Annotated in this window: 14 protein-coding genes; 7 read left to right on the plus strand and 7 right to left on the minus strand. The window is 65.5% G+C overall.

The features are described 5' to 3' along the window. Nucleotides 1–51 precede the first annotated feature (51 nt). From AC1DDG_RS12435 to AC1DDG_RS12455, 5 genes are all read right to left on the minus strand, one after another. Nucleotides 52–1,821 (minus strand): S8 family serine peptidase, encoded by a 1,770-nt coding sequence (locus AC1DDG_RS12435; RefSeq protein WP_476876302.1) that lies wholly within the window; start codon nucleotides 1,819–1,821, stop codon nucleotides 52–54. Between the two features lie 249 nt (nucleotides 1,822–2,070). Continuing rightward, a complete protein-coding gene (locus AC1DDG_RS12440) occupies nucleotides 2,071–3,087 on the minus strand; it encodes a LacI family DNA-binding transcriptional regulator (RefSeq protein ID WP_230118598.1) in 1,017 nt (338 codons plus the stop codon). A 19-nt stretch (nucleotides 3,088–3,106) separates the two neighbouring features. Beyond that, on the minus strand, nucleotides 3,107–3,976 hold the full coding sequence (locus AC1DDG_RS12445) for a carbohydrate ABC transporter permease (protein WP_230118616.1): 870 nt from the start codon (nucleotides 3,974–3,976) through the stop codon (nucleotides 3,107–3,109). Between the two features lie 26 nt (nucleotides 3,977–4,002). Continuing rightward, nucleotides 4,003–4,971 carry a carbohydrate ABC transporter permease gene (locus AC1DDG_RS12450; RefSeq protein ID WP_230118615.1) on the minus strand — a complete coding sequence of 323 codons (969 nt, stop codon included), beginning with the start codon at nucleotides 4,969–4,971 and terminating at the stop codon, nucleotides 4,003–4,005. An 82-nt stretch (nucleotides 4,972–5,053) separates the two neighbouring features. Further along, nucleotides 5,054–6,382, minus strand: coding sequence for an ABC transporter substrate-binding protein (locus tag AC1DDG_RS12455; protein WP_230118597.1), 1,329 nt, complete (start codon nucleotides 6,380–6,382; stop codon nucleotides 5,054–5,056). A gap of 194 nt (nucleotides 6,383–6,576) precedes the next feature. Between AC1DDG_RS12455 and AC1DDG_RS12460 the strand changes: the two genes are divergently transcribed. From AC1DDG_RS12460 to AC1DDG_RS12470, 3 genes are all read left to right on the plus strand, one after another. Beyond that, nucleotides 6,577–8,622, plus strand: a complete 2,046-nt coding sequence (locus AC1DDG_RS12460; RefSeq protein WP_476876303.1) for a beta-galactosidase — start codon at nucleotides 6,577–6,579, stop codon at nucleotides 8,620–8,622. A 69-nt stretch (nucleotides 8,623–8,691) separates the two neighbouring features. Continuing rightward, nucleotides 8,692–10,683 (plus strand): glycosyl hydrolase 53 family protein, encoded by a 1,992-nt coding sequence (locus AC1DDG_RS12465; RefSeq protein ID WP_476876304.1) that lies wholly within the window; start codon nucleotides 8,692–8,694, stop codon nucleotides 10,681–10,683. A gap of 18 nt (nucleotides 10,684–10,701) precedes the next feature. Beyond that, on the plus strand, nucleotides 10,702–10,914 hold the full coding sequence (locus AC1DDG_RS12470) for a hypothetical protein (RefSeq protein ID WP_230118594.1): 213 nt from the start codon (nucleotides 10,702–10,704) through the stop codon (nucleotides 10,912–10,914). Between the two features lie 298 nt (nucleotides 10,915–11,212). On the opposite strand, the gene AC1DDG_RS12475 is transcribed toward AC1DDG_RS12470, so the two are convergent. Continuing rightward, nucleotides 11,213–12,229 carry a magnesium and cobalt transport protein CorA gene (locus AC1DDG_RS12475; protein ID WP_230118593.1) on the minus strand — a complete coding sequence of 339 codons (1,017 nt, stop codon included), beginning with the start codon at nucleotides 12,227–12,229 and terminating at the stop codon, nucleotides 11,213–11,215. Between the two features lie 223 nt (nucleotides 12,230–12,452). On the opposite strand from AC1DDG_RS12475, the gene AC1DDG_RS12480 reads away from it, so the two are divergent. Then, nucleotides 12,453–13,079, plus strand: a complete 627-nt coding sequence (locus AC1DDG_RS12480) for a hypothetical protein (RefSeq protein WP_476876305.1) — start codon at nucleotides 12,453–12,455, stop codon at nucleotides 13,077–13,079. Then, nucleotides 13,066–15,042: an APC family permease gene (locus tag AC1DDG_RS12485; protein WP_230118591.1), complete on the plus strand. Its 1,977-nt coding sequence runs from the start codon at nucleotides 13,066–13,068 to the stop codon at nucleotides 15,040–15,042. The genes AC1DDG_RS12480 and AC1DDG_RS12485 overlap by 14 nt, the downstream gene beginning before the upstream one ends. Before the next feature lie 24 nt (nucleotides 15,043–15,066). On the opposite strand, the gene AC1DDG_RS12490 is transcribed toward AC1DDG_RS12485, so the two are convergent. Continuing rightward, nucleotides 15,067–15,465 carry a cupin domain-containing protein gene (locus AC1DDG_RS12490; RefSeq protein WP_230118590.1) on the minus strand — a complete coding sequence of 133 codons (399 nt, stop codon included), beginning with the start codon at nucleotides 15,463–15,465 and terminating at the stop codon, nucleotides 15,067–15,069. Between the two features lie 326 nt (nucleotides 15,466–15,791). On the opposite strand from AC1DDG_RS12490, the gene AC1DDG_RS12495 reads away from it, so the two are divergent. Continuing rightward, the gene (locus tag AC1DDG_RS12495; RefSeq protein WP_476876306.1) at nucleotides 15,792–16,811 is read left to right on the plus strand and encodes a DUF6454 family protein; all 1,020 of its coding nucleotides are present in this window, start codon (nucleotides 15,792–15,794) and stop codon (nucleotides 16,809–16,811) included. A gap of 263 nt (nucleotides 16,812–17,074) precedes the next feature. After that, nucleotides 17,075–18,700, plus strand: a complete 1,626-nt coding sequence (locus tag AC1DDG_RS12500; protein WP_476876307.1) for a purine-cytosine permease family protein — start codon at nucleotides 17,075–17,077, stop codon at nucleotides 18,698–18,700. Nucleotides 18,701–18,704: the final 4 nt, after the last annotated feature.

Consider the following 18,704-nt stretch of genomic DNA (forward strand, 5'->3'; position numbering starts at 1 on the left):
CGCCGTCGTCCTCTGTCTTTGTGCCTGCAAGCTAAAAGCGAACCTGCTACTTCACAGCGAACCGGTGGTGAAGTTCCAGCTGTACGTCGTCAGGCTGTTGCCGGCGAGGTCGCGGACGGCCTCCGGTCCACCCGTGACGGTAACGGTGTAGCTGGTCCTGGCGGCCAGCGTGGCGGACGGGTTCAGGATCCATTGGTTGGTGGTTCCGTAGCGGGAGACCGTCGCGGCCATCTTCGCGCCGGTGACCGAGTTCTTGACGTAGATGGTGCCGGTGCCTGCACCCTGGATGGCTTCGCCGAAAGTCACAGCGATATTGCTCGACCGCCGGACCAGGGAGGCGCCGGGACGGGGGCTCATCCCGGTGATCACAGGCGCCGGCCCCGTGGTGAAGGTCCAGCTGGTCGTGGCCAGCGGAGTACCCGCGGCGTCCCGGACGGCTGCGGTTCCGCCGAGCAAAGTGGCGGTGTACTTCGTGTCATTGGCAAGGCCGGACGCCGGGTTCAGCGTGGCCGTGCGCGTGCTGGCACTGTAGGTGACCGCCGCCGGGATGACGGCGCCGCCGGGGCTTTTCAGCATGAAGGAACTGCCGCCGATTCCCTGGACGGCTGTGCTGAAGGTGGCCGTCACGTTGCCGCTGACGGCCACGCCGGTGCCGTTGGCGCCCGGCGTGCGGGCGGTAACGGTTGGGACCGTGAGGATGCGGGCGGAGGGGTCCGAGTACAGCAGGCGGTTCGGTGTTCCGGCCCCGCTGCCCGTGATCGCCGCGGGAGTGGAGCCGGAGATCAGCCGGGCCGCCACCGCCGCGGGAGCCAGATCCGGCGAGCGCGACAGCACTGCAGCGGCCGCGCCGGCCACATGCGGCGACGCCATGGAGGTTCCGCTCATCGAGGCAGTCGCCGTCGCCGAGGCGATCCCTGCCGACGTGATTCCCACGCCCGGCGCGTACAGGTCAACGCAGCTGCCGAAGTTGGAAAACGAAGCCTGCCGGTCCGACGAGTCACTTGCGGCGACGGTCAGTGCGTCGGGCACCCGGGCCGGGGAGCTGTTGCAGGCATCGGTGGCGGAATTGCCGGCTGCAACCACCGCTGTGACGCCGTCGTTGAGTACGCCCTGTACTGCCGCGTCCACCATGGCGCTGGCGGTGCTGCCGAGGCTCATATTGGCAACGGCGGGCGTCCCGGCTTGGTGGTGGGAGGCCACCCACTCGAGGCCTGCGATCACGTCGGAGTTGAAACCGGATCCGCTGCAGTCCAGGACACGCACGGGAATGATGGTGGCGGCCTTCGCAACACCATAGGTCTTACCGGCGATGGTGCCGGCGACGTGCGTTCCGTGGCCGTTGCAGTCACCTGTTCCGCGTCCGTCGGCCACGGCCGTCCATCCCGCAGCGACGCGGCCGCCGAACTCGCTGTGGGAGGCGAGAACGCCGGAGTCGATCACGTAGGCACTCACGCCGGAGCCCGAACCAGCCGACGTGTAGGAACCGGACAGGGGCAGGGCGTGCTGGTCGATGCGGTCCAGTCCCCACGGGGCTGGCTGCTGGGTTTCGGCGGCCGTCACGGGGGCATCAATTTCGACGGCGGCCACCTGCGCGGAGCTCTTCAGCTCTGCGGCCTGGGCGGGCGTCGCTGTCACGACGGCGCCGCGAAGCGCCTTCGAGAATGTGCGTCCGACGGCGATGTTCCGCGAGCGCAGGGTCTTGGCTGCCCCCGCGACGTCCGTCCCGGGGGCGTAGCGCACCAGGTAGCGGGCGGCTCCCCCGCCTGACCGGGAAGCGGGCACAGTGCCCGCGGTTCCCGCGGACACTCCTGCGGTGGTCACCGACAGTGCTGTCAGCAGTAGCGTGGCGAGGGCAGAGCGGAGGAAAGAATCAGAACGAATTTTGGGTTCCTAGGGACGCGGGGTGGGGCGACGGAATCTGGCTAAATCCAGTGTATTTTCCGGTGCCGCTGGAAGCGCCGGAGCTGCCTCTAACCTTCGGCGAAACTTGGAGTGCTGGGGAAAAACCGGCGTAATCCTGCGCGTCGGCCTGGGCAGGGCGGCAGCCACCCTGCCTCTTATCCGCCGGTCCTAGGTCGATTCGCGGATGACCAGTTCGGTGGGGATGGTGATGGCCGCCGGGCGCTGACCCTCAATGACGGCCAGCAGGAGCCGGACCATCTCGTCGCTGATCCGTTCGAACGGTTGCCTCACGGTGGTCAGCGCCGGGGCCGCTTCCGACGACACATTAATGTCGTCGAACCCCGCGACTGCAACGTCTTCGGGCGTCCGGAGTCCGGCTTCCTTGAGCACGTCCAGGGCCCCGAGCGCCATGAGGTCGTTCCCCGCGAAAACCGCGTCCAGATCCGGGACGCGGTTCAGCAGATCCCGCATTCCCTTCGCCCCGCTTTCCCGGCTGTAGTCCCCGTGGACAACCAGGCTTTCGTCGAAGTCAGCGCCCTGGTCTGCCCGGTAGGCCTCCAGCCGCCGGATGCCTCCCGAGGTGTCCTGCGGCCCTGTGATCGTGGCGATCCGCTTGCGCCCCCGCGAGCGCAGGTGCTTCAGGACGTCCAGTGCACCTTCGTAGTCATCCGCGGCAACGTAGCCCATCTTCTTTTCGAATCCGAGCGGAACCCCGCAGGCGATGGCAGGAACGCCGGCGGCGATGATTTCGGAGATGATGCCTTTCCGGCTGCCGTGCGAGGAAACCAGGAGGACGCCGTCGACGTGCCCGGCGGTGAGGAATTCGGTGGCTCGGCGCTGTTCATCGTCCGTGCCGGCCATGATGAGGACCAGCGGGATGTCGTGCACGGCGAGGGCGTCGGCTGCGCCCCGCATGAGCACGGCGAAGTTCGGATCTTCGAACAGTCGGTCGTGGGACTCGGTGAGCAGGAACGCCACGGAATTGGCACGGTTCGTCGCCAGGTTCCTGGCGTGCGGGTTGACCCGGTACCCGGTCTTCTTGATGGCGGCGTTGACGGCGGCCAGGGCCGCGGGGCTGACCCAGTGTCCCCCGTTGAGCACCCGCGAGACCGTGCCGCGTGACACGCCGGCTTCGGCCGCGACGTCGTCGATCTTGGGCCGCTGCTTCATCGGGGGGTGAGTCATGGTTCAAGCCTAACTAGGACTAGGCCTTCACGGCGCCGGCTGCGAGGTCGACCCGCCAGTACCGCTGCAGGAAGAGGAACATGATGACCAGCGGAATGATTGAGAGCAGAGCGCCGGCCAGGACCAGCGTGTAGAGGGCAGGCGCCGACGCGCCCTGGTTGAGCAGGCCGTTGAGGCCTACGGTGATCGGGAACAGGTGGTCATCGCCGAGCATGATGTAGGGCAGCATGAAGTTGTTCCAGATGGCGACGAACTGGAACAGGAAAATGGTGACCAGGCCCGGCAGCATCATGGGTGTGGCGATCCGGTTGAAGATGTACATTTCCCGGGCGCCCTCGGTGCGGGCGGCCTCGATGACGTCGCCGGGGACCGACGCTGCGGCGTAGATCCGGGCAAGGTAGATGCCGTAGGGGCTGATGATCTGGGGCAGCAGCACGGACCAGTAGGTATTGGTCAGCCCGGCCTGGGCGAGCATCAGGTATTGCGGGATGGCCAGGATGACGCCTGGAACCAGGACTCCCATGAGCAGGACCTTGAAGATGCCGTTCTTGCCCGGGAAGTCGAACTTGGCCAGGACGTAGCCCGAGAGTGCGGAGACCCAGGTGGAAACGACGGCGCCGATGCCTGCGTAGAGGGCGGTGTTGAGCATCCAGCGCCAGAACAGGCCGTCGCGGTATGCCGTGAGTTCGACGATGTTGTCCCAGAGGTGGGTGCTGGGGGCGAGGGTGAAGGTGGAGAACAGCTCCGTGCCGTCCTTGCTCGCGGCGGCCAGGACCCAGAAGACGGGGAAGAGGCAGTACAGCGCGCCCAGGATCAGGATTCCGGTGGAGAGGAAGCTGGGCTTCTCCCGGGTCCCGGTATCGCGGCTGGCCTGGGCGCGGACGGCCATGGGGCGGGTGGCGGTGGTGCTCACGGTCAGTTCTCCTGTCCGAAGGCCCGCTTCTGCACGATGCGCAGGAACAGGAAGGAAATAAGGAAGGTGGCCGCGGCGATGACGATGCTGGTCGCGGCGGCAGAGAAGACGTCGTTGCGGGTGAAGGCGTCCCGGTAGACGAGCATGAGCGGCGACCAGCTGGTGGACAGGCTGTTGGCCAGCGGGCGCAGCGTGGTCGGTTCGGCGAAGACCTGAAGGGTGGCGATCATCGAGAACAGGGCGGTCATCACCAGCGAGGGGGCGATGATGGGAATCTTGATCCGCAGCGCCGTCTGGATTTCCGAGCAGCCGTCGAGCTTGGCGGCCTCATAGATTTCGCTCGGTACCGCCTTCAGGGAGGTGTACATGACGATCATGTTGAACCCCACCCCGCCCCACAGGGCGATGTTGCAGATGGCGAATGTTACAAGATTGGGGTCCAGCAGGGACGGGAGCTCCAGGCCCATCTGGCGGGCCAGGAAGTGGAAAGGGCTGACGCCGGGCAGGTACAGGAAGCCCCAGAGCAGGGAGCTGATGACGGCCGGCACGGCGTAGGGCAGGAAGATCGCGGTGCGGGAGAAGTTGCCGGCCCGGGTGCGGCGGGAGTCAAGCAACAGGGCGAACAGCAGCGCGAATCCGAGCATCAGCGGGATGAGGATGACACCGTACAGCAGCACGCGCAACACGCTGGCGGTGAATTCGGGGTCGGTGAGCGAGCTGATGTAGTTGTCGAGGCCGGCGAAGACCTGGCTCTGGGAGCCCTTGCCCAGCCCCAGCCCGCTGACTTTCTTCTTCTGGAAACTCAGCACCAGGGTGTAGACGATCGGTGCCGCCATGAAGACGAGGAAAAGGACGATGCCGGGGGCGAGCATCGAGTACGGGACGAGCACCCGTGATCTGAAGTTCCTTGCCCGCCTGGGTTCTCCGGCGGGTGCGGTCTTCGCCGCCGGGCCGGGCCTGGTTACGGTCATTGCCACGGGTGCACTTCCTTGGTATCGGTAGTCGGTGGTGAAAGGCTTCCGGGAGGACGCGGCGCGCCCTCCCGGAAGGTCATTACTTGACGGTGAAGCCTGTCTTCTTCAGGTCGTCCACGGTGACCTGCTGCATGTTGCTCACGGCATCAAGGAAGGCACTCTTCTGCTTGGACTGTGCAGCCTTGGCGAACTGGTCGTTGTAGGCGTTGAAGGCCACGTTGACATTCGGGCCATAGGTAAAGGAGCCGACGTTCTGGGCGGCGTCACCGACAACCTTGTAGAAGTCGGGCTGGTTGCTGAAGAACTTGGGCGCCTCCGTCAGGGCCGATTCTGCCCCGGCAGAGTCCGCCGGGTAGATTCCGGTTTCGGTGACCAGGGCCTTGACGGCCTCAGCGTCCGTGTTCAGCCAGGTGGCGAATTTCGCTGCGGCGTCGAGATTCTTGGACTGCGCGGTCACCGCGGTGGAGGACCCGCCCCAGTTGCCGGTGGCAGGGTTGGCGGCGTCCCACTGCGGCATGGGCGCAGCTTTCCACTTGCCGGCCGTTGCACCGGCGTTGCCCGCGAGCACGCCCGGGCCCCAGGCGGCACTGAGCCAGCCGACCTGCTTGCCGGTGTTCAGTGCGGTGTTCCATTCGGGGGTGTACATCGGCTTGTTGTCGATGACGCCGTCTTGGACAAGGCCGCCCCAGTAGCCTGCCACTTTCTGGGTGGGCTCTTCATTCACCTTGACGCTCCAGGCGTCTCCGTCGATGCCCCACCACGAGGCTCCGGCCTGCTGGGCCATGCCGGTGAACCAGCCGGCATCGTTCGAGGAGAACGTGCCAAGGTAAGCCTTGGGGTCAGCGGCGTGGACGGCCTTGGCCGCTGCAGCATACTCGTCCCACGTCTTGGGAACGGCGAGGCCGAGCTTCTCGAAAACGTCCGCACGGTAGTAGAAGACCATGGGGCCGGTGTCCTGCGGTACCGAGTACAGGGCGTCGCTGCCCAGGGTCACCGAATTCCAGACCCCCTCCGGGAAGTGGCTCTTGGTTTCATTTGCGGGCGTCTTGGACAGGTCCGCCAGAGCGTCGGCGGCCACCAGGGTCGGGATCTTCTGATACTCGGCCTGGATCAGGTCCGGTGCGCCGCTGCCAGCCTTGACCGCGGTGAGCAGCTTCGTTACGGCCGGGTCGCCGCCGTCCTGCTTGTTGACGGTGACGTGGATGTTGGGGTTCTTCTTGTTCCAGATGTTGACCACCTTGTCCAGGTTCGGCGCCCAGGCCCAGTAGGTCAGTTCCACCTTCTGGTCAGGGTTTGCCGCGGCTGATGCCGTGGGCGAACTGGCCGGAGCTCCGCCGGAGCACCCGGCGGTGAGCATTGCGGCTGCGGCGAGCACTACTGCTGCGCCTGCACGAAATGACGTACGCATTTCGTCCTCCTTGTCGAAAAGCTTGAATTATCCGTCTGCATTATTGCCGCTCATTCGATCGAGGGCCGCATGACTGTGAGCGGTTCCAGTAATCCATAGAAGTGTGATCCATGTCAACAGCCAAGCTGTCCTAGCCACGTAACTTTCGGCCGTGATACAACTGGGAGCGCACACAGTTCTAAGGAGATCAAGAGATGACAGACGTCCTACAGCGCACCGCCCCCCGGAGCGTGCCGGCACCCTGGCTGGAGCGTCCGGCCGGGCTCTGCTACGGCGGGGACTACAACCCCGAGCAGTGGCCGCGGGAGGTCTGGGCCGAAGACATCGCACTCATGCGGGAAGCCGGGATCAACCTGGTCAGCATCGGCATCTTCTCCTGGGTCCTGCTGGAACCCCGCGAGTGCGAGTACGACTTCGAATGGCTGGATCACCTGATGGGCCTGCTCACGGACGCCGGAATCAGCGTGGACCTCGGCACCCCCACCGCGGCTCCGCCGGCGTGGTTCTGGAAGAAGTATCCGCAGGCCCGCCCGGTCACCCGGGAAGGAATGGCTTTGGGCAGCGGGTCCCGTGGCATGGCAAGCCCCAGCTCACCGGAGTACCTGCGGGCCGCCACCAGCATCACCGAACAGCTCGCCCGCCGCTATGGATCCCACCCCGGAGTGGTGCTGTGGCACGTCCACAATGAATACGGCGCACCGGTCAGCGAGTCCTACGACGACTCTTCAGTTGCGGCCTTCCGGGACTGGCTGCGCGCCCGCTACGGCACTCTGGAAAAACTGAATGAGGCCTGGGGCACCCTCTTCTGGGGCCAGAAATACGGTGAATGGGACGAGGTCGACGCTCCCAGGGTGGCGGCCAGCGTCAGCAACCAGGCGCAGCGGCTGGACTTCAAACGCTTCACCTCCAATGCACTGCTCAAGTGCTTCATTGCCGAGCGCGATGTGATCCGCCGGCACGCCCCCGGAGTGCCGGTCACCACCAACTTCATGGCAACCAACTGCCTTTCGCCGGACTACTGGGCGTGGAGTCGGGAGGTAGACATCGTCGCCAACGACCACTACCTCGTGGCTGAACGCACCGATAACCATGTCCTGCTTTCGATGGACGCCGACCTCACCCGCTCCCTCGCCGGTAACCGCCCGTGGATGCTGATGGAGCACTCCACCGGCGCGGTGAACTGGCAGGGCCGGAACATTGCCAAACGCCCCGGCGAGCTGGCGCGCAACAGCCTCTCCCACGTGGCCCGGGGCGCGGACGCCGTCATGTTCTTCCAGTTCCGCGCCTCCCGGTACGGTGCCGAAAAGTTCCACTCGGCCATGCTCCCCCACGCCGGAACCGGCACCCGAATCTGGCGCGAAGTCCTGGACCTGGGCGACGACCTGAACAAGCTGTCGTCCGTCAAGGGCTCAACAGTCCGGGCACGGGTTGCGATCCTCTGGGACGTGGAGTCCTTCTGGGCCCAGGACCTGGAATGGCGCCCCAGCAGCGACCTGGACCACCGCGAACGCATCGAGGCCTACTACTCCGTGCTGTGGAACCAAGGGATCACCGTCGATTTCGCCCATCCGGAAGCTGACCTGTCCGCCTACGACCTGGTCCTCGCACCTGCCCTCTATCTGATCGGTGAGAAGGCGGCCGCGAACCTGCGGGAATACGTCGACGGCGGCGGGCACTTCCTCGTCTCCTACTTCTCCGGAATAGTCGACGGCAACGACACCGTCCCGGCGGGCGCATCCCCGGGTGCCCTGCGCGACATTCTCGGACTGGAAATCCATGAGTTCCTGCCGCTCCGTGAGCAGGAGACGGTCAGCCTCAGCGGCGGCTCGGGCTCCGGCACGGTCTGGGCCGAGGACATCCACGTCGGCTCGGCAACGGTGGTTTCGCGCTACGTAGACGGACCTGCGGCCTCGGGGCCGGCAATTACCCGCAATGCCTTCGGCCGCGGCACCGCGTGGTACGTGTCCACCAGGCTCGACGACGGTGACCTCGCCGCCGTCGTTCTTGACGCCGCCGGCGCCGCCGGCATCGCAACGGCGCTCCAGCCCCCGCAGGGGCTGGAGGTCATCACGCGCAGCACCCCGACAGACCACTTCACGTTCCTGATCAACCACTCCGACGCCGACGCCGAGTACCCGGCCTCCGGCACGGACCTGCTCACCGGAGCAGCGTTCGAGCACACGGCGGTCGTCCCCGGCGGCACTGTCAGCGTCATCCACGCCCCGGAAGGAAACAGCTAGGCACCACAGACCGCCGGCCCGGATCCAGCACGATCCGGGCCGGCTTCCACACGTCGAGGAGGACGAGCAATGAAGAGCACCACCCCGCACAGCACCATCAGAAACAAACAGGCACGGCGCGTCATACCCGCGGCCGCCGCCATGGCACTGGCCGCCGGCACGCTGCTGGCCCCCGTTCCGGCGTTCGCCGCCGGTACAGTCGCCAACGCCGGCTTCGAATCGGGGTTCAGCGGCTGGACCGTGGCCGGTCCCGCAGGATCGGCGAAAACGGAAGGCGGCGGCAACCAGTCCGCGAGCCGCCTCACCCACTGGCTCGGTTCCGCGGGCACCGCCACCACCTCCCAGACCCTCACCGGCCTGACTGAAGGCTGGCGGACCTTCCGCGCAAACATCAAATCCGGCGGACCGGCGGGCTCTTCGAAGCTGGTCCTCACCGGCTGCGGCACCGATGGCTCCACGGTGCTGCCCTCCACCGAAACCGACGACAAGTGGCTGTCTCTGGCCGTGAGCGCCTACGTCAGCGGCGGCGACTGCACCCTGCGGCTGAGCACCACGGGTGCCGGCGCCTGGGCCAGCATGGACAACGTCACCTTCACCGGCGGGCGCGTCGAGCGCGCCATCCGTGGCGCAGACCTTTCAGGCGTCCCCAAAAACGAGGACAACGGGGCAGCCTATTCCACGGCAGACGGCACGGCCGTGGATCCCGTCACGGCCTTCGCCGACGCCGGCGCCAACGTCGTCCGCCTCAAGGTCTGGGTAAACCCGGCAGACGGCTACAACGACAGCGCCCACATGGTCGCAATGGCCCGGCGCGCCAAGGACGCTGGCATGAAGGTCCTCGTCGATTTCCACTACTCCGACCGCTGGACGGACCCGGGCGCGCAGGGAATGCCCGCAGCGTGGAAAGGGTTCACCCCGGCGGCTCTCGCAGATGCCGTCTACGAGCACACACGAGACGTCATGTCGGCGCTCAAGGCTGCCGGAATCACTCCCTACGCCGCGCAGATCGGCAATGAAATCAACCCCGGGATGATGTGGCCGTACGGCCAGACCTGGGACCTCAACCCCAACGACTCCGTAAGCGGCGCACAGTGGGACAACCTCGCAGCCTTCCTCACAGCCGGATCCCGCGCCGTTGCCGAAGTCAGCCCGGACACCAAGAAAATCCTGCACCTGACCAACATCAACAACGGCATCGGCGGACTGACGTGGTGGTTTGATGAAGTCACCGCCCGCGCGGTGCCCTTCGACGTCATCGGCTTGTCCTACTACGGTTACTGGCACGGCACGCTCGCTGACCTGCAGAACGCCGTCAGCACCCTCTCTGCGCGGTACAGCAAGGACGTCCTGGTGGTCGAAACCGCCTACCCCTTCACCCTGGCCGACAACCCGAACTCGCCCTATGACAACGTCATCAAGAGCGCAACCTCGCTGGTCAAGGGCTACCCGGCCACGCCAGCCGGCCAGGCGGCCAACTTCCGCGCAGTCCAGGACGTCGTGGCCTCCGCGCCCGGCGGCAGGGGCATCGGAACTGTCTACTGGGAGCCGGCCTGGACGTCCGTGGACGGAAGCGGCTGGGATCCCGAGGATCCTGCGTCGGGCAACGCCTGGGAGAACCAGGCCCTGTTTGACTACAGCAACAAGGCCCTGCCGGCCATGGCCGCCTACGCGGCAGATCCCGTGGCCCGCGCAGAGCTGACCGCCTTACCGGAGCCGGCTGACTTCGGCAATGTGAAGATCGGCTCGCGTGCCACCCGCCCCGTAACTTTGCACAACAGCGGAAGCGCCACGTTCACCGGCACCATCAGTGCTGCTGCGCCGAAGGGCTTCGACTTCAGGCCGTCCTCCCCGGAGGCCATCGCCATACCGCCCGGAGAAACACGGACCGTTGGCAACCTCACGTGGCACGCCACGAAGTTCGGTGCCACGACCGCCGGGCTCACGCTGACGGCAACTCCTGACTCGTCGGGATCGGCCGGGCAAGCAGCAGGCGTGGCCCCGTTCGGCGGCGACGTCACGGTCCCCCTTACCGGGACAACCGTGAAGCGCACCCAGGACTAAGCAGAAAGGTATCCCACCATGAACACCACCACCGCCCAACCCGTCGAAGTGAAGGTGGACAGCGCCCGCCACGTCGAAGAGCGGCTAAATTCCGTGGTCCGGGACCTCCAGATGGTCGCTTCCCGCACCCACGACAAGGGCATTCTGGTCACGTGGCTCAGCCCCGGGCATTACACCGTTTCACTCAGCGACGACGTCCCCTACGGCCTGACCCGCGAGCTGGTCCACTAAAGAACGAGCTGGTCCACTAAAGAAGAGGGCAGGCCTGCGACCCAAAGAGCCGCAGGCCTGCCGTTCCCCTGTAGTGCAGATCCCCGAGGATTCACGGGATGGCCCTTGGGCATTTCCCGGGCTTCGGATGTCTGCGCCACCGCCGCAATGAGGATGGAACACGGCCAGTGTGGACGGGGCAGGTTCTGGAAAACTTGAGGATTTCGCTGCCTGGCGCCTGACCCCACCCAAATTGGGTATCGGACAGATCAGTCTCTTTCGGCCCGGGCGGCGGGATGGGTAGGCCTCCGCCGCTACCCTAGATCCAGTTGTTGCGCTTGAACGCGACGTACAGGATTATGCCCATGCCGACCATCAGGCCGATGGCCATCGGGTAGCCGAAAACCCAGTCGAGTTCAGGCATGGAGTGGAAGTTCATGCCGTAGATGGTGCCGATCAGCGTGGGCGCGAAGAGGATGGCCGCCCACGAGGAAATCCTCTTGACTTGCTCGCTCTGGGCGAAGCTGGACTCAGTGAGTCGGCGCATTTCATCATTCTGCCGCTGCGCCACGAGGGCAGCATTGACCGCGAGCGCATTCTGGAGCAGGGCGCGAAAGGACGCGATCCGGTCGTTCAACCGCAGGACATGATCCAGGACATCCCGGAGGTGGTCCTGCAGTTCCGGGCCGGGGTGGTGGTCGGGCGTACCCGTCATGAGCGCCTGCAGGATGCCGGCCAGCGGCCCGGTGGCGCGCTGGACCGTGATGACCTGGCGGGAGAGCTCATAAATCCGCCGGGAGACCTCCGGGTCCGCGCCGAAGAGTTCGTCCTCTATTTCATCGATGTCGTTCTCGAGGCCGGCGGCCACGGGCTCATATTCGTCCACCACCTGGTCCAGGATGGCGTACAGCACCGCATCCGGCCCGAGGGCGAGGAACCCGGGCTGGGATTCCATGCGCCGGCGAACCTTGGCCAGGTCCGGCGATTCGGCATGGCGGACGGTCACCACGAAGTCGGGCCCAATGAAGATGTGGATCTCGCCGAACTCCACCTTTTCCACGTCATCGAGATAGCGGGCCGGGCGCAGCACCATGAACAGGGTCTCGCCGTAGTGCTCCAGCTTCGCCCGCTGGTGGCCGGTCAGCGCGTCCTCGACTGCCAGCGGGCTGAGATCAAATTCGTCGGCCACCGAACGTAACTCCGGCGCATCCGGCCGGTAGAGACCGATCCATGCCATTCCCTCGCGCTGGCGCAGCAGGAAATACGTCTCCTCCAGCCCCTCAGGGTCCGCCGTCCGGCGGCCTTCGACGTACACAGCGTTGTCGACAATGGTCACGGCAGCGACTCCTTCGTTGGACCGGCACCCTTGGCTGTGACGTTATCCCTTCCCCGGGGCGGTGCCAACACTCCTGGCACACCGGGCGCGTATGGAAAGCGTTAAGAAGCGTATGGAAACCGTTAAGACCCGCCCCCGCCGGGCCTGGCCCGTGCTGTCATGAAGCAAGAGGACGCCCCGGCCGCCGTGGCCGCAGGCCGATCCTCGGCAGGAGCCGATTTGGATGAACACCACCCCTCGCCCGGAACCGGGCTCGCCGGCCATCCCGGGCAATGCCGGCCACGCGCAGGATTTCGTCGCCGTGGATGACAGCGGAGAGTTTTCCTATCACCGGTCTGAAGAGGAACTCCTGCCGGCATTTGAGTACGTGGGCGAAGCGGCGTGCATCATCGACCGCAGTGGCGACGAGCGGCGCCTGGCCCTCGCCCCGGACCGCCGCCTCGTGCTGGGGCCGGCAACCGGTCCGGTGGAGTTCCACTGGCTCCGCCAGGCTTGGCTGGCGGCGCAGGACGTGCATCCGGACGCGCTTCGGCTTCGGCGTTTTTACCCCGAAACCCTGACTGATCTGCTGCAGGACCTGTTCGAAACGCTCGCCCTGGAAGCGGGCCCGGCCGTGGGTTCCTGGACCGTGGTCATCGAAGGGGTCGCATCGCACACGCCCGACCTGCAGGAGATCGATCGCAGACTTTCCCACGGGGACGAGCTGGACGACGTTCATGTCCAGGATCCCTTCGGCCACACCTACCGGCCCGTCCGGCGACGCAGGCACTGGTATCTGCCGGCCACCGCCGGATTCATTTGTTATGTCGAAGTGCGCAACGCCCGGAGAGGCTCACATGACCACGCTTAGCAGACCGCCGTTGGATCCTTCGGCGCCCAGCCCGGGGGCCAGGGAAAAATTCAGGAACTGGCTGCTGTTCGGCCTGCAGGACGCCAAGGGTTCACACCAAGGCCCAGGCGCTGTGGGCGATTCCCATCTGAAGAAGCATTCCTGGTGGCAGGTGATGTGCCTGACCGGTGTGGACTATTTCTCCACGCTGGGTTACCAGCCGGCCATCGCCGCGCTTGCGGCCGGCGTGATTTCCCCGCTGGCCACCCTCGTGCTGGTGGCCGTGACCCTGCTGGGCGCCCTGCCCGTATACCGCAGGGTAGCCGGTGAAAGCCCGAGGGGCGAAGGGTCCATCGCGATGCTGGAGCGCCTGCTGCCGCGCTGGGGCGGCAAACTCCTCGTCCTGGTGCTGCTGGGCTTTGCGGCCACTGACTTCATGATCACCATGACCTTGTCGGCTGCCGATGCGACAGCGCACGCGATCCAGAACCCTTATGCCCCCGGCTGGCTGCAGGGCAACAGTGTCGCTGTCACGTTGGTCCTGCTGGCGCTGCTTGCCGCGGTATTCCTCCGCGGCTTTAAGGAGGCCATCGGCGTCGCGGTGGCCCTGGTCGCCATCTATCTGGGCCTGAACGTGGTGGTGGTCGCCTCGACCGTCTTCGAAGCGTTGACCCATCCGGTGGCCGTGGGCGACTGGTGGCACGCCCTGACCACATCGCACGGAAGCCCCGTCATGGTGGTCGGCATTGCCCTGCTGGTTTTCCCGAAACTGGCCCTGGGCCTGTCCGGCTTCGAAACGGGCGTGGCGGTGATGCCCCAGATCCAGGGGCGGCCAGGCGACACCGAAGAGCATCCGGCGGGCAGGATCGATGGCGCCAGGAAGCTGCTGACCACTGCCGCCGTCATCATGAGTTCGTTCCTGGTCACCACGAGCTTCACCACGGTGGTTCTGATCCCTGCCCAGGAGTTCGAGCCCGGCGGACAGGCCAACGGCCGGGCCCTGGCGTTCCTGGCCCATGAATATCTGGGGAACGGATTTGGCACCCTTTATGACCTGAGCACCATCGCCATCCTCTGGTTCGCCGGCGCCTCCGCCATGGCAGGGCTGCTGAACCTCGTGCCGCGGTACCTTCCCCGCTACGGTATGGCCCCGGGGTGGGCCAGGGCGGTTCGGCCGCTGGTGCTGGTCTTCACGCTGATCGGGTTCCTGGTCACCATCCTCTTCAAGGCCGACGTCGATGCACAGGGCGGCGCCTACGCCACCGGCGTGCTGGTGCTGATGACCTCGGCAGCGGTGGCGGTCACGCTTTCGGCCCGCCGCCGCCAACAGCGCAAGCGCACGATCGGGTTCGGAGCCATCGCAATAGTGTTCATTTACACCACGGTGGCCAATATCTTCGAACGGCCCGAAGGCCTCCGGATCGCCTCGTTCTTCATCCTCGGCATCATCGTGATCTCGCTCCTGTCCCGGATCCGGCGTTCCTTTGAACTGCACGCCACCCACGTCCACCTCGACCGCCAGGCGCTGGAATTCATGTCCTCCAACCTGGACGGGCCGATCGGCATCATCGCGCACGAGCCGCTGCGCCTGACCGCGGAAGCCTACCGGGACAAGCTGACCTCTGCGATCGAGGTCAGCCACCTGCCGCTGGACTACCAGGCGTTGTTCCTGGAGGTGATCGTGGACGATTCCTCGGACTTCGAAACGGCCCTGGAGGTCCGCGGAATCGTCCGGCACGGCTACCCGGTTCTTGAGGTGCACGGGCCGGTGGTGCCAAACTCCATCGCCTCGGTGCTCCTGCATATCCGGGACGTGACCGGACTGATGCCGCACATCTACTTCCGCTGGACTGAAGGCAATCCTGTGGTCAATCTGCTCCGGTTCCTGTTTCTCGGAGAGGGCGAGATCGCACCTGTCACCCGCGAGGTCCTGCGCGAAGCGGAGCCGGACGTGTCGAGGCGCCCGTGGGTCCACGTCGGCTGAGCAGGGGACGGGGTCAGAGACGTGTCAGATTCGGGCGTGCTGGCCGCGGCTGAAAGGCCGGCCGAACGACGCCGCACCGAGAAATTCAACGGCCACGAACGGCTCGGCACCCACCACCCATTCGTCGTGGCCTGGCGGAATGGCGTAGGTGTCATTGGCGTGGATGATGGACTTCTGGCCGTCGGGTGTGGCGATTTCCAGCGTGCCCGACAGGCAGAATCCGAGGTGGTTGTGTTCGCAGAAATCTGTCTTCTCCGTGTGTTTGGAGCACACCGACCACTGCCAGCCCGGGGCGAGAATCAGCCGGGCGACCGAGTAGTCGTTCACACTCACGAGATCCACCTCGGCTTTGTCCGGATACCTTTTCTTATCCGGGACGTCGAAGGATTTAACGGCAAAAGCAGTAACGAAATTAGCGGTCATGGGACGCTACCTGGGGACTAAGTTGAGACCTGATGTTGTGGTGCTCCGGAGCGGAGCAAAGCTGAAGGTTTGCGGACTGCAGACCGAGGCCTGAATGTGCGAACAGCCCGCAAGTGCTGCTGCCCCCTCCAGCGCACGCGCGTGCAACAGATCCTTGTTGCCGTAGTTCAACGTTAGCCCTCCCGGGGCCTAAGTCAATGGGGAAAAATCGGTCAGGCATCCCGAAGGGCGGGGCTGTCCCAGCAGTGTTAAGGCAGCGGTTGCCGTCAGTTCACTACCAGTCGGTAGCGTCGCCCCGGTCCGAACCAACGAGAGGCCCCTCCCCAATGAGCACCACCCGCACCCGCACCATCGTCGCGGCCGTGATCGCGGCCGCCTTCGCAGCGTCGGCCATCGGCGGCACGGCTGTCGCCCAGGCCTCCCAAAACCCTGGAGACCAGAATCCCGGCAATGCCGGCCACCACGGGGCGGACACCGCCGTCGCAGACGCCTTCACCGCCGTCGACCGCAACACCGCCTGGCAGCTGACCAGCAGGCTGGAACTGGACTTCCCGACGTTCCACACCGAGGGGATAGCGTTCACGAAGGACCACATTTTCCTGTCCTCGGTGGAGATTATCGAGCCCACCGTGAAGTTCCCGAGCCCGCAGGGCGGCTACGACCGTACGCCCGGCAAGGGAACAGGACACCTGTTTGTCATGGACAAGGCGGGGAACCTCCAGAAGGACATCGTCCTGGGCGAGGGCGCCATGTACCACCCGGGCGGCATCGATTTCGACGGCACCAACGTCTGGGTTCCGGTCGCGGAGTACCGCCCCGACAGCAGCTCGATCGTGTACCGCGTTGACGCCCGCACGCTGGACGTCCACAGGCAGTTTGAGGTCAAGGACCACTTCGGCGGCATTGTCATGGACAAGCAGACCGGCCACCTCGTAGGCAATACCTGGGGTTCGCGCCGCTTCGCCGAGTGGAACCTGAAGGGCAAGGAGCTAACCTCCTGGCAGAACCCGGACAACTTCATCGACTACCAGGACTGCCAATACGCGGCGAGTTCCACGATGTTGTGCGCCGGGATAGCCAACCTGCCCCAGACACCTGCCGCAGGAGGTCCTTCCGCGACGTACGAGCTGGGCGGCATGGCACTGATCGACATCAACACCCACAACACACTGCACGATGCACCGTTCCAGCGGTGGAGCGCGGGCGGCCACGTCGCGACCCGCAACCCGTTCAAGATGACGGCCGAGGGGAACCACCTCACCATGCGGGTGGCCCCGGACAATGGCGAAGAGGGCAATGGGACCGAAATCCTGACCTACGAGGCGATGGTGACGCCCCCGCACTAAGCATCACAGCGCGAACGAACACTCGAGACCCTTTTCCAAAGGGCAAGCGGACGACGGCGGGGCGCACCCGCCGTCGTCCGCTGTCTTTTAGCCGATCCCTTCTGAGTCAGTGGAAGGGAGGGGCTGAACCCTTCCCGCGTCATGAGAAAGAAATCTTTGATGTGAGCCTCTTCACACGGTAGCCTCATTAAAAATGTAGCCTCACTAACAACTTGTGATGCTCGCTAAGCAACATGAGGCGTTGCCGTCGGATGGAGATCAGCGTGGAAAATAGGCAGCATAAGGCCAAAGGCGGCCAAAGCGGCCGCGGCAAAGTAACCGAGGTAGAAGCCTTCGGCATCGAACAGATCCCGGAGAAGCACCGGAATGCCACCGCTTTTGATCTGTTCAGGGTCTCGTTCGGCGGCGCCAACACGTTTTCCACGGCGTTCCTTGGAGCGTTTCCCATCCTCTTCGGCCTCTCCTTCTGGCAGGGTCTCGCAGCCACGGTCCTCGGCCTGGCTGTCGGGGCGCTCCTGCTGGCGCCGATGGCCGTTTTCGGGCCGACAAACGGTACCAACAACGCGGTCTCGTCGTCCGCCCACCTTGGCGTCCACGGCCGGGTCGTGGGGTCGTTCCTCTCGCTCCTGACCGCCACCGCGTTCTTCTCCATCTCGGTGTGGAGTTCCGGCGACGCTCTGGTGGGAGGCCTCAACCGCCTGGTTGGCCTGCCCCAGGACATGGGTTCCTTTGCCGTGGCCTACGGGCTCTTCGGGGTTCTGGTGCTGGCTGTCTGCATCTACGGGTTCCGGTTCATGCTGCTCGTGAACAAGATCGCCGTCACGGCGGCCACCCTCCTGTTCGTGGTCGGATACATCGCGTTCGCCGGAGACCTGGATCTGAACTTTGCCGGCGCCTTCGGCGTGGGCCTGGACGGCCTGGGCGTAGCCGGTTTCATCCCGGCGTTCATCGGCGCCGCCCTCATCGTGATGTCCAACCCAATTTCCTTTGGCGCCTTCCTCGGCGACTGGGCGCGGTACATTCCCACGAACACCCCCAAGCGCAAGGTCATGGGGGCCGCCCTCCTGGCACAGCTCGCCACCCTTGTACCGTTTGTCTTCGGGCTCGCCACCGCCTCCATCATCGCCACCAAGGCACCGGAGTTCATGGATCCGGCGGCCCCCAACTATGTGGGCGGGCTCCTGGCAGTCTCCCCCGCCTGGTACTTCGTCCCGCTGTGCGCGATCGCCCTGATCGGCGGCATGTCCACGGGTGCGTCCTCGCTGTACGGAACCGGACTGGATTTCAGCAGTGTCTTCCCGCGCTTCAACCGCGTGCAGGCCACGGTGTTCATCGGCGTGCTGGCCATTGCGTTCATCTTCGTGGGCCGTTTCGCCTTCAACCTCGTCCAGAGCATCTCCACCTTCGCCACGCTGATTGTCACGTGCACTGCCCCCTGGATGGTGGTGATGATCATCGGCTTCATCACCCGCCGCGGCTGGTACGACGCGGAGGCCCTGCAGGTCTTCAACCGCCGCCAGACAGGCGGCCGCTACTGGTTCAACCATGGCTGGAACCTGCGCGGAATGCTGGCGTGGCTGCTGAGCGCCGCGGCGGGACTGTGCCTGGTCAACATGCCCGGCCAATTCCAGGGCCCGCTGGGCAACCTCGCTGGCGGCGTGGACATCAGCCTCCCAGCCTCCTTGGTCCTTGCCGCGGTGCTCTATCTGGGGCTGCTCTGGATCTTCCCCGAACCCCGCGCCGTGTTTCCCGAGGCCGGTCCGCGCTGGATTCCCAGCCGGAACGTTGCCGTGCCTCCGGTGACGGACAGCGCCGGACACGTCGTTGCGCCGGGGCACCAGGATCTGGATCTGAACCTGGATCTGGACGAACTGGCGGTCCGACCGTGACCTG

The organism is Arthrobacter sp. 10L430, assembly GCF_056395245.1.

Bases quoted from the DNA above. Each gene is read 5' to 3' on its own strand.
- AC1DDG_RS12485 (WP_230118591.1), top strand. From the start codon at position 13,066: ATGACCACGCTTAGCAGACCGCCGTTGGATCCTTCGGCGCCCAGCCCG.
- AC1DDG_RS12450 (WP_230118615.1), bottom strand. From the start codon at position 4,971: ATGACCGTAACCAGGCCCGGCCCGGCGGCGAAGACCGCACCCGCCGGA.
- AC1DDG_RS12460 (WP_476876303.1), top strand. From the start codon at position 6,577: ATGACAGACGTCCTACAGCGCACCGCCCCCCGGAGCGTGCCGGCACCC.
- AC1DDG_RS12455 (WP_230118597.1), bottom strand. From the start codon at position 6,382: ATGCGTACGTCATTTCGTGCAGGCGCAGCAGTAGTGCTCGCCGCAGCC.
- AC1DDG_RS12470 (WP_230118594.1), top strand. From the start codon at position 10,702: ATGAACACCACCACCGCCCAACCCGTCGAAGTGAAGGTGGACAGCGCC.
- AC1DDG_RS12440 (WP_230118598.1), bottom strand. From the start codon at position 3,087: ATGACTCACCCCCCGATGAAGCAGCGGCCCAAGATCGACGACGTCGCG.
- AC1DDG_RS12495 (WP_476876306.1), top strand. From the start codon at position 15,792: ATGAGCACCACCCGCACCCGCACCATCGTCGCGGCCGTGATCGCGGCC.
- AC1DDG_RS12480 (WP_476876305.1), top strand. From the start codon at position 12,453: ATGAACACCACCCCTCGCCCGGAACCGGGCTCGCCGGCCATCCCGGGC.
- AC1DDG_RS12465 (WP_476876304.1), top strand. From the start codon at position 8,692: ATGAAGAGCACCACCCCGCACAGCACCATCAGAAACAAACAGGCACGG.
- AC1DDG_RS12490 (WP_230118590.1), bottom strand. From the start codon at position 15,465: ATGACCGCTAATTTCGTTACTGCTTTTGCCGTTAAATCCTTCGACGTC.
- AC1DDG_RS12445 (WP_230118616.1), bottom strand. From the start codon at position 3,976: ATGGCCGTCCGCGCCCAGGCCAGCCGCGATACCGGGACCCGGGAGAAG.